Here is a 14925-nt window from a genome sequence, read left to right on the forward strand (position 1 = left end):
GCCGCCAAGGGCGCGGGGCGGCTCGGTCAGGCCGATGGTCCGGGTCGCGGGCCCTACGCGGGGCTCATTCGGCGGGAAGGTCGAGCAGTTGCTCGATGCGGCGCTGGGTGACGAGGTCCAGGCTCTCGTCGAGGTCGTCCCCGTAGTTCTCCAGTGCGACGTTGAGGTGGCCGATCATCGCTGCGCGCGAGGTCTCCGGGTCGGCCGCGCGGATCGCGTCGAGGATCTGCTGGTGGTAGGGGACACCCTCGCGGGAGACCAGGGGGTCGCCGAGGCTGCGGAGCATGAGTTCGAAGGTGAGCGTGGTGATGGAGCCGAACATCAGCTCGATGACCGGGTTGCGGGAGGCCCGGGCCACGGCCGCGTGGAAGGCGATGTCGGCCCTGGCCTTCGCCAGCAGGTCCTTGGCGCGGTCGAACCGGTCGAGGCACTCCTGGAGCGCCTCGATGTCCGCCTCGGTCGCGTTGAGGGCCGCCAGCGAGGCGGTTTCGCGCTCGAGCGTCACCCTGGCCTGGATCAGGTCGCGAGGAGTGGGCCTGTGCTGGCGGTAGAGGGTGTCGAGGGGGCGGACCGCGTCGGTCACCCGCACGTCGCGGACGAACGCGCCACGGCCCGGGTGGATCTCGATGAGCCCGCGCTCCTGGAGCCCGCGGAGCACTTCGCGGATCATCGGCCGGCTCACCCCGAACCGTCCGGCCAGGACGCGCTCGGACTCCAGTTGGGACCCCGGGTCGGGGTGGCCGGACAGCAGTTCGAGCTCCAGCCGCTCGGCGACGCTCTGCTTGGATGCCCCGCGGCCTCCGGGTGTCCTCTGGTCCGCAGCCTCGGCCACGTGGTCGCACCGCCTTCGCTCTCTGGTCGATTCAGCCCGATTATGGACTGTCATCTCTGGTTGAACAGGGAGCAGCCGCCGTCCGCAAGCAGGGTAGTGCCGGTGACGTAGTCGGCGTCGGCCGAGCACAGGAAGGCCGTCACCCGGGCCACTTGCTCGGCCGTCTGCGGGTATCCGAGCGGAATGGCCTCGCCCGCCCGCTCCGCGTAGGCCGGCTCGTTCTCCAGTTGCCATTTGGCGAGCCCGGCCGCCACGATCCCGGGGGCGACGACGTTCACCAGGACCCCGTGGGGCGCGAGTTCCTTGGCCATGGACCGGGCCAGCATCGCGACCCCCGCCTTCGAGGCGCTGTAAGCCGCGATCTCCAGCCAGGGGACCTCACCGACCCAGGAGCCGACCAGGACGATCCGCCCGCGCTTTCCGTCCGCCACCATCCCCCGGGCGACCGCCTGGGCGAAGTTGAAGCAGCCGGTGAGGTTGATGTCCAGGTGGCGCCGCCACTGGTCGGCGGTGATGTCGAGGAACGGGCTGGATTCGACGATCCCGGCGCCCGCGATCGCGATGTCGGGCGTGCCGATGGCCGCAAGAGCGGCGGCGACCTCGGCGTGGTCGCGGACGTCGACCCGCACGTAGTCGACCGGGCCGTGCGCCGATGCCGTCTCGATCCAGCCGGCGGCCTCCGCGGGGTCCTTGACGTCCAGCAGCGTCACGCGGGCGCCCCTGCGGGTCAGTTCCGCGGCGATGGCGGCGCCGATGTCGCCCGCTCCGCCAGTGATCGCCGCGGTGCGCCCGGCTAGTTCGGACAAGGGAACCACCTCGCTTGGTTGACCGGTAAGACCGGTCAACCATATAACGCCGTCCGAGCCGGAGGCGTCGTTACTTATTCGAGATGAAAGGGGTCTTGACGTGCGCTTTCGTCTCCATAACGCTTGGCTGGCCGGACTGGTCAGACCGGTCAGGCCGTAATGATCTAGAGTGGGTTTGGAGGGCGGATGCCTCTGTTCGAAGCGGTCGGAGTGCGCAAGCGCTTCGGAGGTGTGGACGCCCTGCGGGGCGTCGACTTCAGCATCGAGCCCGGCGAGGTCGTCGGGCTGATGGGCGACAACGGCGCCGGCAAATCGACGCTCATGAAGGTGATCGCCGGCGCCTACCGCCCCGACGAGGGCGAGCTGCGGATGGACGGCGAACCGTGCGCGTTCACCGGTCCCCGCGCCGCCGCCGACCACGGCATCGCGGTCGTCTACCAGGATCTGGGCCTGGTCGACGAACGCACCGTCGCGGCCAACGTCTTCCTCGGGCAGGAACCGCGCCGGTTCGGCGTGGTCGACGGGCGGCGCATGCGCGCCGAGGCGCGGCAGGTGCTGGACCAGTTGCGCATCCGCATCCCCTCGGTGCGGATGCCGGTCGCCGGCCTGTCGGGTGGCCAGCGGCAGTGCATCGCCATCGCCCGCGCCGTCCACCGGGGCGGGCGCCTGGTCCTGCTGGACGAGCCCACGGCGGCGCTCGGCCCGCAGCAGCAGGACAACGTGCTCTCGCTGATCAAGGATCTCAAGAAGCAGGACAAGGCCGTGGTCGTGGTCTCGCACAACGTCGACCACGTGCTGGCGGTCGCCGACCGCGTCGTGGTGATGCGCGGCGGAATGGTGTCGGGCGTGCGGCGGGTCGCCGAGACGACCGCCGCGGAGGTCGTCGGCCTGATCCTCGGCGACACCGCCGCGTTCGCGCTCGACGGCCCCCAGGACTCCCAGGGAGAAACACCATGACCCTCCAGCAGGAGATCGCCGCGGCCTACCGGGTCGACGACTCCGCCGGCACCCCGCTGCGCCGGCTGCTCGGCGCCCGCGAGTTCGGCGTCTTTGCGGCCACCATCGTGATCTTCGTGGTCTGCGCGATCGGCGCGGACGGCTTCCTGGCCACCGACAACCTGCTGTCGATCGCCCAGCAGATCGCCATCCTGGGCATCGTCGCGACCGGCATGACGTTCCTGGTCATCGCCGGGGAGATCGACCTGTCGGTCGGCTCGCTGCACGGCTTCCTGGCCGTCGAGCTCGCCTGGCTGGTGACCAAGGTCGGCGTCCCCATCGGGACGGCGGCCCCGCTGGCCATCCTCACCGGCGCCGCCGTCGGCCTGGTGAACGGCCTGATCACCACGAAGTTCAAGATTCCCTCGTTCGTGGTGACGCTCGCGGCGCTGTCGGTGCTGCGCGGCGCGGCGCTGCTGCTGGCCAACGGCGTCCCGGTCCGCGGCTCGCGCGACTCCGCCTTCATCGGCCTGGTCTCCGGCACCCCGCTGCCGCACCTGGCCGCGCAGGTGCTGTGGCTCGTCGCGATCGTGGCGATCGGCGCGTACGTGCTGACCAAGACCAAGTTCGGATTCGACGTCTACAGCGTCGGCGGCAACCGGTCGGCCGCCGCCGGGGCCGGCATCCCGGCCGACCGGGTGAAGATCTCCTGCTTCGCGCTCACCGGCGCGCTGACCGGCGTGGCCTCGGTCATCCTGGTCGGCTGGCTCGGCAGTGCCAACCCGCTCACCGGAAACGGCTTCGAGCTCGGCGTCATCGCCGCCGTCGTCGTCGGCGGCGCCGGCCTGGCCGGCGGCACCGGCAGCCTGCTGGGCACCCTGCTCGGCGCCGTGATCACGGGTGTGATCACCAACGCGCTGGTGCTGTTCGGCGTGGACGGCAACTGGCAGCAGGTCGCCACCGGGGCGCTGATCCTGGCGGCCGTCATGCTCAACCAGCTCGTCGCCCGGCGCTCACCGCACCGCCGGCACTGATCTCCCTTCCCACCCCACCCGAAGGACACCGTCATGACGAACCCCCTGTCCCGCCGCGGCCTGCTGATCGGCGGAGGATCGATCGCCGGCGCCGGGCTGCTGGCCGGATGCGCCAGCGAGAAGGAGAGCGGTGGCGGCGGCTCGCACTACCGCAAGGGCGACGGCCCGCAGAAGGGCAAGAAGGTCATCTTCGTCGTGCACGACAAGAACCCGTTCTTCGCGCCCGTCCAGCGCGGATTCGAGGACTTCGGCGCGCTGATGGGCTGGAAGACCCAGTTCATCGGCCCGCCGGCGCAGGACGTGCAGAAGACCGTCGAACTTCAGGCGAGCGCCCTCAACGCCAAGCCGGACGGCGTCATCTTCACCCGGATCGACAACAGCTCGTTCGACGGGAACATCCGCAACGCGCTGGCCGGTGGGACCAAGGTGATCCTGTCCAACACCGCCGGCGACGACTACCAGAAGTTCGGCATCGGCTTCGTCGGCCAGGACTTCGTCTCGGCGGGCCAGGTGTGCGGGCGGCAGATCGCCGAGTACGCCAAGAAGCGCACCGGCCGCTCGTCCGGCGTGATCGTGTGCGGCAACTTCGCACCCGGCAGCAGCGCCCTCGAGCAGCGCGTCCAGGGCATCAAGCAGGGGATCGAGGCCTCCAACAAGGAGAACGGGACCTCCTACACCACCGAGGTCCTGGTCACCAGCACCGACGAGTCCAAGGCCGTCTCCTCCATCGACGCCAAGTACACCTCGCGCAAGGGCGGGATCGTCGGCTGGGCGATGGCCGCGTTCGACCACCAGTTCGTCGCCACCTGGGCCAAGGGCAAGAACCTCACCGGCAAGTTCGGCGTCGGCGGGTTCGACCTGGTCCAGCCGGTCCTGGACGCCGTCAAGGACGGGGCCATCGACTTCTCGCTCGGCCAGAACCCCTACGCGCAGGGCTGGATCGCCGCCGCCCTGCTGGCCGAGGAGTTCGACCCCGGCTACCCGGCCCGCTACTACGACACCGGCGCCGAGGTCGTCAACGCCTCCAACATCGCCGCCGTCGCCAAGCGGGAGGCCCGGTTCTCCTGAGCCGGCCCGCCCATTCGCCAGAGAGACCTTCATGAAGATCACCGCGCTGGAGACGATCCGGCCCCATGTCCAACCCAACCTGCTGTTCGTCCGCCTGCACACCGACACCGGCCTGATCGGGCTGGGCGAGGCGTTCTTCGGCGCCCGCGCCGTCGAGGCGTACCTGCACGAGACCGCCGCGCCGGTGCTGCTGGCGGCGGACGAGGTCAACCCCGGCCGGATCTCCCGGCAGCTCACCGGCTACCTTGGGTACCAGGGCGCGGGGGCCGAGACCCGGGGCAACGGCGCCGTCGACATCGCCCTGTGGGACCTGCTCGGGCAGGCGTCCGGCCTGCCGCTGGTCGACCTGCTGGGCGGCGCCGTCCAGGAGGACGTCGAGATCTACAACACCTGCGCCGGCCCCGGCTATGTGAGCACCTCGACCCGCCAGGAGTCGGGCAACTGGGGCTTGTCGGGCGAGGGCCGGTACGAGGACCTGGACGCCTTCCTCAACGAGCCGGCCCGGCTGGCGCGGGAGCTGTGGGACGAGGGCGTGCGCGGCATGAAGGTGTGGCCGTTCGACCTGGCGGCCGAACGCACCGGTGGCAACGACATCTCACCGGCCGACCTGGAGCGCGGACTGGCGGTCGTGCGGGCCATCCGCGAGGAGGTCGGGTTCGACATGCGGCTGATGGTGGAGCTGCACGGCCTGTGGAACCGGCCCGCCGCGGAGAAGATCATCAACGGGCTGGCGCCGTACCGGCCGTACTGGGTGGAGGACCCGCTGCGGGCCGACGCCACCGCCGCCTACGCCGAGCTGGCGCGGGTGCCCGGCGTGCCGGTGGCGGCCGGGGAGACCTGCGTCGGGCAGCGCGGCTTCCAGGCGCTGCTCGACACCGGCGGCGTCGACGTGCTCACCCTCGACATCCAGTGGACCGGCGGGCTCACCGAGGCCCGCAAGGTCGCCGCCCTCGCCGACGCCCGGGGGATCCCGGTCGCGCCGCACGACTGCACCGGCCCGGCGACGCTGGCGAGCTGCGTGCACTTCGCCTGCGCCCAGCCCAACGGGCTCATCCAGGAGACCGTCCGGGCGTTCCTGCGGACCTGGTACGACGAGCTGGTCACCGGGCTGCCGGTGATCGAGGACGGCCGGATCCGGCCCGGCCGGGCGCCCGGCCACGGGGTCCGGCTCCGCGACGGCGTCGCCGACGGCGCCGCCGTCGAACGGTGGGTGACCTCCCGGTGAGGGCGGCCCGCTGGCACGGGCCGGGCGACGTGCGGGTGGTGGACGTCCCCGCTCCCGAACCGGGCCCCGGCGAGGTGCTGGTGGAGGTCGAACTGTGCGGCCTGTGCGGCACCGACGTGGAGATGAGCCGGGACGGCGCGCCGGGCGCGGGGCCGCTGACCCTCGGCCACGAGGTCGTGGGCGTGGTCGCCGCGCACGGGCCCGGCGCCGCCGATGACGCGCCCCCGGCCGGGACCCGCGTCATCCCCGACGTCGTGCTCGGCTGCGGTGCCTGCTGGTGGTGCGCCCGGCACCAGGAGGGACTGTGCGAACGCCAGCTCGTCCGGGGGATGGGCGTCGACGGCGGGATGGCGACCTGGATGGTCGCGGACGCGGCGACCTGCGTGCCGGTGCCGTCCCTGCCGCCCGAGGTCGCGGTGTTCGCCGAACCGGTCTCGGTGGCGGTGCGCGCCCTGCGCAAGGCCGGCGACGTCACCGGCGGGACCGCGCTGATCCACGGCGCCGGGACCATCGGTGTGCTGCTGGCGCAGGTGGCGCGGGCGGTGGGCCTGTGCGCGGTGGTGGCCGAGCCGGCCGCCGGCCGCCGCGACGTCGCCGCTCGCGCCGGGGCGCTGGCCGTCGAGCCCGCCGAGGCCGCCGCGACGGTGGCCGGCCTCACCGCCGGACGCGGCCCCGACGTGGTGTTCGAGTGCAGCGGCGTGCCGCGGCTGCTGGGCGAGGCGGTGAGACGGTGCCGCCGCGGCGGCACCGTCGTCGCGGTCGGCTTCGGCTCCGGCCCGGCCGAGCTGCCCGTCGACGCCCTGGTGCTGGGTGAGAAGCGGCTGCTGGGAACCGCCGCGCACGTGTGGGACGAGGACATCACCGCCGCCGTCCGGCTGCTGGAGTCCGGCATCGTGGACGTCACCGCCATCCCGATGCGGGTGGCCGCGCTGGAGGAGGTGCCACGCCTTCTCGCCGCGCCCGACCCGGCCGTGCTCAAGACGGCCGTCCGCCCCGATGCGGCCTCGGCGCCGCCGGACGAACAGGAGGACGCATGAACGACCCGATCACGGCCGAGCCGGTCCTGCGCACACGCGCGGAGGTCGGCGAGGGGCCCGCCTGGGACGCCGCCGCCCGGCGGCTGGTGTGGGTCGACATCACCGCCTCGACCGTGCACCGGTTCGACCCCTCGTCCGGGCTGGACGAGGCCGTCGACGTGGGCACGCACGTGGGAGCGGCCGTCCCGGCGGACGGCGGCGGCCTGGTCCTGGCGGTGCGCGACGGCATCGCCCGGCTGACCGGCGACGACCGCGTCGTCATGGAGGCGCGGGTGGAGGCCGACAACCCCGGCAACCGGATGAACGACGCCAAGTGCGACCCGTCCGGACGCCTGTGGGCGGGCACGATGGCCTACGACGAGTCGCCGGGAGCCGCCGCGCTCTACCGGTACGACGGGCGGCGGGCCAGCACGGTGCTCACCGGCCTGACCCTCGCCAACGGTATGGGCTGGAGCCCGGACCGCGCCACCATGTACCACATCGACAGCCGCACCCAGCGGATCGACGCCTACGTCTACGACGACGCGACCGGCGAGATCCGCGACCGGCGCACCGTCGTGGACATCCCGGCCGCCACAGGGATGCCCGACGGGATGACCGTCGACGAGGACGGCTGCCTGTGGGTGGGGCTGTGGGGCGGCGGAGCCGTGCACCGCTACACCCCCGAGGGGGAGCTCGACCGGATCGTCCGGCTCCCCGCGACCCAGGTGACAAGCTGCGCCTTCGGTGGCGAGCGCGGCGACGTCCTCTATGTCACGACCGCCGCCTACCGGCTCGGCCAGGCGGAGCTCGCCGAGCAGCCGCTGGCCGGCTCGCTGTTCGCCGTCGACGCCGGCGTGGCCGGCCCCGCCGCCACCCCCTTCACCGGAGGACCCCGATGACCCATCTCGTCCGCTACGAACTGGACGGCGCCGTCCGGACCGGAGTGCAGGAGGACGACCGGCTCTACCCGCTCGACCGCACTCTCGCCGAGCTGCTGCGGCTGCCGCTCGCCGACCTCCGCCGGACGCTCGACGAGGCCACGGCCGGGGCACCGGTCCCGTCCGGGCGCGCCCGGACGCTGGCCCCCGTTGAAGGACGCATGGAGGTGTGGGCGGCCGGCGTCACCTACCGCCGCTCCCGCGAGGCGCGGATGACCGAGAGCGCGACGGCCGCCGACGTCTACGAGCGCGTGTACGACGCGCCGCGGCCCGAGCTGTTCTTCAAGTCGGCGGCCTGGCGGGTGGTGGGCGACGGCGGCACCATCGCGGTCCGCGACGACTCCGAAGTCGACGTCCCCGAGCCCGAGCTCGCCGTCGTCGTCAACGCGCACGGTGAGATCGTCGGTTACACCGTCTGCGACGACGTCAGCTCGCGCACCATCGAGGGCGAGAACCCGCTGTACCTGCCGCAGGCCAAGGTCTTCCTCGGCGGCTGCGCCGTCGGCCCCGCGATCCGTCCGGCGTGGCAGGTGCCCGACCCGTACGCGCTGGGCATCCGCATGACCATCCGGCGCGACGGCGAGCTGGCCTGGTCGGGGGAGACCGGGACCGACCAGCTCCACCGCCGCCTGGACGACCTCGTCGACCACCTGTTCAGAGCCGACGTCTTCCCCGACGGCGCCGTGCTGGCGACCGGCACCTGCCTGGTGCCCGACCTGCCGTTCACGCTGGCGGCGGGCGACACCGTGGAGATCGCCATCGACGAGGTCGGGGTGCTCGCCACGCGGGTGGTCCGCGGTCTGCGCCCCCTGCTGGACACTATGAAGGAGTCGATGTGAGGACCGTCCAGTCGATCGACGTGCGCACCGGGCGTGCCGTGCAGGACGTCGCCGCGGAGAGCAGCGTCGAGCAGGCCGCTGCGGCGTGCGCCGCAGCGGCGGCCACCGCCCCCGCGCTGGAGGCGCTCGGCGCCGCCGGCCGCGCCGCCCTCCTGCGCGACATCGCCGCCGAGATCGAGGCCGACGGTGAGGAGATCGTCGCCCTTGCCGACCGGGAGACCGCGCTCGGCGAGGTGCGCCTGCGCGGCGAGGTGGCGCGCACCTGCGGGCAACTGCGCTTCCTCGGCGAGGTCGTCCTCGACGGCGACCACCTGGGCGTGGTCATCGACCACGCGGATCCGGCCGCGGCACCGCCGCGGCCCGACCTGCGGCGCATGCGGGTGCCGCGCGGCCCGGCCGCGGTGTTTGGTGCGAGCAACTTCCCGCTGGCCTTCAGCGTCGCCGGCGGCGACACCGCCTCCGCGCTGGCCGCCGGGTGCCCGGTGGTGGTCAAGGCGCATCCGGCGCATCCGGCCACGTCCCTCGCGGTCCACGCGGCGGTGGGCCGGGCCGCCGCACGCGCCGGCGTCCCGGACGCGGTGGGCCTGGTGCACGGCCAGGAGGCCGGTGCCGCCCTGGTGACCGATCCGCGGATCACCGCGGTCGGGTTCACCGGCTCCGTGCGGGGCGGCCGAGCCCTGTTCGACCTGGCGGTGTCGCGCCCGGACCCGATCCCGTTCTTCGGTGAGCTGGGCAGCGTCAACCCGCTCGTGGTGACCCCGCAGGCCGCCGCCGAGCGCGGCGAGGCCATCGCCGCCGGGTTCGTGGGGTCCTTCACGCTCGGCCTCGGCCAGTTCTGCACCAAGCCGGGGCTGGCGTTCGTGCCGTCCGGTCCCGACGGCGACCTGCTGGTGGACACGGCCGCCCGGCTGGCCCGCGAGGCCGCCGGCGGCACCATGCTGACCGCCGGGATCCAGGCCGCCTACACAAGTGGCGTGCAGCGGCTGGCGACGCAGCCCGGCGTCGAGGTGCTCGCGCGGGGCGAGGGCACCGCGCCCGCCCTGCTGTCGGTGCCGGCGGCGTCCCTGTCCGAGACGCTGCTGGAGGAGTGCTTCGGCCCCGTGGCGGTCCTGGTGCGCTATGACTCCGCCGACGAGTTGCTACAGCGGCTTTCAGTCCTTCCCGGCAGCCTCACCACGACCCTGCACCTGGGGGACGGCGAGCGGGACCTGCCCGCCCGGATCCTGAGCACGGTCGCCCGCACGACGGGCCGCGTCGTCTGCGACGGCTACCCGACCGGGGTGGCCGTGACCTGGGCGATGCACCACTCCGGCCCCTACCCGGCGGCCACCGACTCGGCCCACACCTCGGTCGGGGCCGCGGCCGTCGACCGGTTCCTGCGCGCGGTCGCCTTCCAGGACACCCCCGACCCGCTGCTCCCGCCCGAGTTGCAGGAGGCCAACCCCCTGAACGTGCCACGCCGAGTGGACGGGGCCATGCGTTCCTGAGAGCCGCCGGGCGAATCCCACGGACATCGGCGCCGGCCTCGCCGGCCCGCGCGTCCGCGTCGATAGGGAAGGTGACGGGTTCTGGTCCCTGCCGGTCCGCAGTGTCCGGATCCGGCAGTGGATCAGCTCCCGCTTTCGTGCTTTCTTTGACGGGGACACCCTCGATCTCTGGGAGCGTCGATGATCCGGAGTCTCCTCGCCCTCGCGTGCACGCTCGTCGCCCTGATGTCGGTGCCGGTCCTCCCGGCGGCGGCAGCGGCGACCTATGACGTTCGCGGTGGTGACGCGTTCACCACCGCGTCGTCCTCTGGCCGGTGCACGGTCGGCTTCTCCGTTGGCGGCGGGTACATCACCTCGGGCGAGTGCGCCGGCGCCGGGGAGACCGTCATCGGCGACAACGGGGTCGTCCAGGGCACCGTGCAGGGCACGACCTTCCCTGGCCACGGCGGCGCGTGGGTGCGAACGAACAGCAGTTGGCAGCCGCGCGGACTGGTCGACCGGCAGGACGGCACCTCCGTCACCGTGAGCGGGTCCCAGCCGGCGCCGGTCGGGTCGGCCGCCTGCATGTCGGGGGCCGTCAGCGGCTGGCAGTGCGGCGTCATCCAGGCCAGGGACGTGACCGTCAACTTCCCCGAGGGCGTCCTCAACGGGCTGATCCGAACCGACATCTGCGCCGCGCCCGGCGACCGGGGGGCTCCGCTCATCGCCGACGGGCAGGCCCAGGGCATCCTCATCGCCACGTCGGGCGGCTGCACCTCCTTCTTCCTCCCCGTCGACGAGGTACTCGCACCGTACGGGCTGACCCTGGTGACCGAATAGGGCCCGCGCAGAGCCCGCGTTCGCACCCGGATGAGGATCGTTCAGGTACGGAGCACGTTCACCTGGGGCAGGCCACGGTGCCGGTGGTGCGCGTCGGTGATTCCGGCGAGGCTATTCCGGCCGAGAGCCCGATAGGCCGCAACGAGCAGCTCGTGCGCCTGGCGCTCCCGTTCGTCGTCTCCCCCGCTGGCCCAGTGCAGGTCACGCCCGAGAGTGAGGGCACTGGCCGAATCCCCGGCGGCGCAGCGCTTCAGGGCCTCGGTGACCCACACGGCAACCGCGTCAGGATGCTCGACCATCTGTCCATGCAGGTTGGTGCACCAGTCGTAGCCGTCATAGGGACGTTGCCGGCCGCGCGGAACAACCGACTCACCATCGGCCAGCGCCCCACCACCGTCCAAGGTCTCGAACCGGCTCGGGTCGCCGTCCTCGAGTACCTCGTCCTCGACCCGGTATGTCTCGTGATAGGCATCGCCCTCCTCGGGCCGGTCACCGGTCTCGAAGGTCATCAGAACCTCCCGCAGCGCCCGCAGCCTGAACCGCTCCTCCGCCAGGTCCGCAGCGATCGGCCCGTCCTCGCCGGCCTCGCTGTCGTGGTGAGCCTGAAGCCGTTCGATCCTTTCCCGTACCGCCTCCAGCGGAGTGCCGGACGGCAGGCCGACGCCGCCACCGTCGTTGTTGTAATAGGACGCGACACCGGTGCAGGTACGGCCGTCGTCGTACCAAAGCCCGAAGTGCAGCCCATCGGTGCCGCCGTGCATGAAGGTCAAGAACTCGGGCGGATCCCGGTAGTAGCGGCCGTGCACCCGGACGTCGACACCCTCACGCGCCGGACACGCGGGGTCGTCGAACAGGTCCATGATCCCGAACGGTCGCAGTTCCGTGTCGTGGAGCGCGCGTTGTTCGACCGGCCCGAGCGACAGGAGGAACAGCCGGTACCGGAAGATCGAGTCAGGCAGTTCGATGCCCCAGTCGTCGGCGAACCGCCGCTCGATCGCGGCCCGGTCCCGGGCCACCCGGGACTCGGCGGCCGACCGGACCGCCGGATCCGACGGCTGATGAGTCGACCGCCAGACGGCGTAGTCCCGCCGCTCGGCTGCTTCACGGGCGGCACACCGCCGCTCGCCTGCCAGATCGCTCCGGCGGGGCGGGACCGTCCCGAAGATGGCATGTTCGAGCTTCTCCTCGGGCGTCAGCTCGGACCAGGGATCCTCGGTGGGGCCGCGACGTCTCTCGGCCGCGAAGCCCGGAAACCAGAAGTCGTCCTCGCCGTACACCACTTCGGCGGCGTCGGCCGGAGGCAACGGGACAACATCTCGGTCGAACCGGGCCAGAGCGGCCGACCGGAGCCGACTCACGCGCTCGTCCACACGTGCGGCGTGGCGGCAGTACATGTCCCACTCTCCGGCCAAGTCCTCGTCAGGCTCATCGACCAGTTCGTGGAAGAAGGTCAGCTTCTCCCCGGCAGCCAACCTGTCGTGGTCACTGTCGACCTCCGCTCGGAGGGCGGAGGTCACTTCCTCGTCCGACTTGCCCTCAAGCCACCTGGGTAGTGCCACGCGGCGAGCCTACTGTCCGCGGCCAGGCCCTTGAGGGGGTCTGTCCGGCTTCCGGTACCCGATCGCATCGAGTTTCACCTGTCGGTGCGCGGGGCTGTCGCGGGTAGCTCCACGGTGATACGCGTCTTCCATTCCGCCTCGGTCAGGCCGCCCGCCTCGGTCAGGCCGCCCGCCTTGGCGCAGAGCTCGTCGGCAGCAGGCGTGGCGCGACGCGTTCGTGTTGACGAGGATCCGGTAGACGTAGGGATCGGGGTCGTCCCCGATCCGCTGCCAGGCCCGCCATGCCTTCACCAGTGCCGTCTGGAGCAGATCCTCGGCCTGGCCCCAGTCGCGGCAACGTAGGTAGGCCGTCCTGAGTCGGCGCGGCGAACGCTCCGTCACGTACGCCGCGTACTCCGGTCGCTCCCGCATCCGACCTCCCAAGTGATGTCCTGCCGACATCTACCGGTTGGCTCGCCCCAACGGTTGCCCCCCTAGAGGGAGTCTTGTTGGCTTTCACGTTGGTTTGTGGCGGATAGCCAGGTTGCGGCTCGGTGAGGACGTCTCGGCCGACCAGGCGTTTGAGTTTGGCGCGCATGTTCTCGGTGTGGCGTGGCGTGGGGCGAACCGTGCCCGGTTACCGGACCGCTCTTGAGAGGGTGTGGCGCCAGTAATCATTCCTGCGTGTGAGGGCGGTAATGCGCGGGGCGCTGCCGGACATAAGACGGCATTCAGCACCCACCACGACTGTCGAAGGAGGCGGGTGTGGAAGATGATCAGACAAGGTTCACTGCCTTGTTCCAGCACCACTACCCCGACGTCCTGCGCTATGCGGCCCGGAGAATCGATCCTGATCAGGCGCGGGACGTGGCGGCCGAGACGTTCCTGATCGCCTGGCGGCGAATGGACGACGTGCCCGGCAAGGCGGAGGAGGTACTGCCCTGGCTGTACTCGGTCGCCCGCAACACCCTGGCCAACCAGCAGCGCGCCGACCGGCGCCGGCTGCGGCTGGGAGCCAAGCTCGGCAGGACGGCACCGAAAGCAGCCGGAAGCGACCATGCCGGAACGGTCGTGGAGTCGCTCGCGCTCCATGAGGCCCTCACATCCCTGTCGCCCGAGGACCAGGAGGCACTGCGCCTGGTGGGCTGGGAGGAACTGGACACGGCGTCCGCGGCCACGGTCGTCGGCTGCTCGCCGAGCACGTTCGCGGTGCGCCTGCACCGAGCTCGGCGGCGGCTGGACCGGGCACTTGCCGAGCGGGACGGCAGAGTCTCCGGCGTTCACCGTCAGATGGCCCCGGAGGAGGCGAAGTGATGAAGAACGAAAACACGTCGGTCGAGGACACGGTCGCGCACGTCCGGCAGGTGATGGGCCAGGGCAACCCCATGGGCCAGGACGAGTTCGCCGACGCGGCGGGCGACGCCCAGGGGCGCCGCGTCCTGGCCAGGATCATGGTCAGCGACTCGGTCGCACCGGCGCGCACGTCCGGTAGGGGGCGCCGTCGCTGGACGATCGTCCTCGCGACCACACTCACCTTGGGCGCGCTCGGCGCCGGAGCCGACGCCGCCGGCATCATCCCCACAGGGGTGATCAACGCCTTCAAGGGCGGGCAGGACCCGAACAGCGACTGGTCCACGGTGGACACCTCCAAGGCCAAGATGGTGATCGAGGCCCGTAGTTCGCGCGGCGTGGTCGTCCAACTGTGGATGGCGCCCGGCCGTAAGGACTCCGAGTGCACTTACCTGCGCACCGTCGGCAAGAAGGACGGCAGCTTGGAGTGCGGCGCGGACGGCGTCCTTCCCAAGCGGGCGCAGCCGGGCTCCGAGGCAGAGGGCCCGCCGCTCCAGGCGAGGTTCGGGGAACTGTCCGAGAACGAGATGGGGCTTCTCGGCCGGGCGCCGGTCTCCACCACGCAGATCCGGGTGACCCTGCAGGACGGGCAGCAGCGGGTCCTCCCCGTGAAGCCGGACGGGTTCTTCATGGCGTTCCTCGACCACAAGCCGGGGGCCCGCCCGACCTGGACCACACCTCCCGAGAACCCCGACGAGGGCTTCGAGCGGGTGGACCTCGCGGCCCTCGATGCCAAGGGGCGCGTCATCGCCACCGTTCAGGAGTACGCGGGCTCCTTCTAAGGGGCACCAGCGCGTTCGCTCAGGTGAGGCCCGCCGGCGGGCCTCACCGTCCTGCGACGGCCCCGGCGGTTGCCGGAACCGCCGTTCTCCGGACAGTGGTATGTAGCGCGGTCGGCCGTCCACCGACCGGCTCAGCACGTACCTCTGACCTGTGGAGAAGACCTGCCGTGATGGCCGTCGACATGCGCTCCGAGGAGCCGGTGCCGCGGCGGTGGGAGCGACGGCCGCGGAGCCGGTGCCACCCACGCCCGC

At 72.0% G+C, this 14925-nt stretch carries 15 protein-coding genes; 11 read left to right on the forward strand and 4 right to left on the reverse strand.

Going from position 1 to position 14925, the window contains the following annotated elements:
• Positions 1-64: 64 nt before the first annotated feature.
• Both OHA34_RS26205 and OHA34_RS26210 read right to left on the reverse strand, forming a co-directional pair.
• Positions 65-832, reverse strand: coding sequence for a FadR/GntR family transcriptional regulator (locus OHA34_RS26205; RefSeq protein WP_285938946.1), 768 nt, complete (start codon positions 830-832; stop codon positions 65-67).
• A 50-nt stretch (positions 833-882) separates the two neighbouring features.
• Positions 883-1638 (reverse strand): SDR family NAD(P)-dependent oxidoreductase, encoded by a 756-nt coding sequence (locus tag OHA34_RS26210; protein ID WP_329519210.1) that lies wholly within the window; start codon positions 1636-1638, stop codon positions 883-885.
• Positions 1639-1824: 186 nt separating this feature from the next.
• Here OHA34_RS26210 and OHA34_RS26215 point away from each other — a divergent pair, with 186 nt between their 5' ends.
• From OHA34_RS26215 to OHA34_RS26255, 9 genes are all read left to right on the forward strand, one after another.
• Positions 1825-2595: an ATP-binding cassette domain-containing protein gene (locus tag OHA34_RS26215; RefSeq protein ID WP_329519211.1), complete on the forward strand. Its 771-nt coding sequence runs from the start codon at positions 1825-1827 to the stop codon at positions 2593-2595.
• Positions 2592-3608, forward strand: a complete 1017-nt coding sequence (locus tag OHA34_RS26220; RefSeq protein WP_285938943.1) for an ABC transporter permease — start codon at positions 2592-2594, stop codon at positions 3606-3608. Before OHA34_RS26215 ends, OHA34_RS26220 begins: the two co-directional genes overlap by 4 nt.
• Positions 3609-3641: 33 nt before the next feature.
• Entirely contained in the window at positions 3642-4676 is a 1035-nt protein-coding gene (locus tag OHA34_RS26225) for a substrate-binding domain-containing protein (protein WP_285938942.1), read from the forward strand.
• Positions 4677-4707: 31 nt separating this feature from the next.
• A complete protein-coding gene (locus OHA34_RS26230) occupies positions 4708-5901 on the forward strand; it encodes a mandelate racemase/muconate lactonizing enzyme family protein (protein ID WP_329519212.1) in 1194 nt (397 codons plus the stop codon).
• Complete coding sequence (locus tag OHA34_RS26235; protein WP_329519213.1) at positions 5898-6938, forward strand: zinc-dependent alcohol dehydrogenase; 1041 nt, start codon at positions 5898-5900, stop codon at positions 6936-6938. Before OHA34_RS26230 ends, OHA34_RS26235 begins: the two co-directional genes overlap by 4 nt.
• Complete coding sequence (locus OHA34_RS26240; protein WP_285938939.1) at positions 6935-7819, forward strand: SMP-30/gluconolactonase/LRE family protein; 885 nt, start codon at positions 6935-6937, stop codon at positions 7817-7819. The genes OHA34_RS26235 and OHA34_RS26240 overlap by 4 nt, the downstream gene beginning before the upstream one ends.
• Complete coding sequence (locus tag OHA34_RS26245; protein WP_329519214.1) at positions 7816-8697, forward strand: fumarylacetoacetate hydrolase family protein; 882 nt, start codon at positions 7816-7818, stop codon at positions 8695-8697. Before OHA34_RS26240 ends, OHA34_RS26245 begins: the two co-directional genes overlap by 4 nt.
• Positions 8694-10184, forward strand: a complete 1491-nt coding sequence (locus OHA34_RS26250; protein ID WP_329519215.1) for an aldehyde dehydrogenase (NADP(+)) — start codon at positions 8694-8696, stop codon at positions 10182-10184. The genes OHA34_RS26245 and OHA34_RS26250 overlap by 4 nt, the downstream gene beginning before the upstream one ends.
• 180 nt (positions 10185-10364) lie before the next feature.
• Entirely contained in the window at positions 10365-11003 is a 639-nt protein-coding gene (locus tag OHA34_RS26255) for a S1 family peptidase (protein WP_329519216.1), read from the forward strand.
• A gap of 41 nt (positions 11004-11044) precedes the next feature.
• Here the strand turns inward: OHA34_RS26255 and OHA34_RS26260 are convergent, their stop codons facing one another.
• Both OHA34_RS26260 and OHA34_RS26265 read right to left on the reverse strand, forming a co-directional pair.
• A complete protein-coding gene (locus OHA34_RS26260) occupies positions 11045-12562 on the reverse strand; it encodes an ADP-ribosylation family protein (protein WP_329519217.1) in 1518 nt (505 codons plus the stop codon).
• A 9-nt stretch (positions 12563-12571) separates the two neighbouring features.
• The gene (locus tag OHA34_RS26265) at positions 12572-13003 is read right to left on the reverse strand and encodes a sigma factor (RefSeq protein WP_329519218.1); all 432 of its coding nucleotides are present in this window, start codon (positions 13001-13003) and stop codon (positions 12572-12574) included.
• 303 nt (positions 13004-13306) lie between these two features.
• On the opposite strand from OHA34_RS26265, the gene OHA34_RS26270 reads away from it, so the two are divergent.
• Positions 13307-13855, forward strand: a complete 549-nt coding sequence (locus OHA34_RS26270) for an RNA polymerase sigma factor (RefSeq protein ID WP_285938923.1) — start codon at positions 13307-13309, stop codon at positions 13853-13855.
• On the forward strand, positions 13855-14673 hold the full coding sequence (locus OHA34_RS26275; RefSeq protein WP_285938922.1) for a hypothetical protein: 819 nt from the start codon (positions 13855-13857) through the stop codon (positions 14671-14673). Before OHA34_RS26270 ends, OHA34_RS26275 begins: the two co-directional genes overlap by 1 nt.
• The last annotated feature ends 252 nt before the right edge of the window (positions 14674-14925 follow it).

It is taken from the genome of Spirillospora sp. NBC_01491, assembly GCF_036227065.1.
Taxonomy (GTDB): Bacteria; Actinomycetota; Actinomycetes; order Streptosporangiales; family Streptosporangiaceae; genus Spirillospora; species Spirillospora xylanilytica.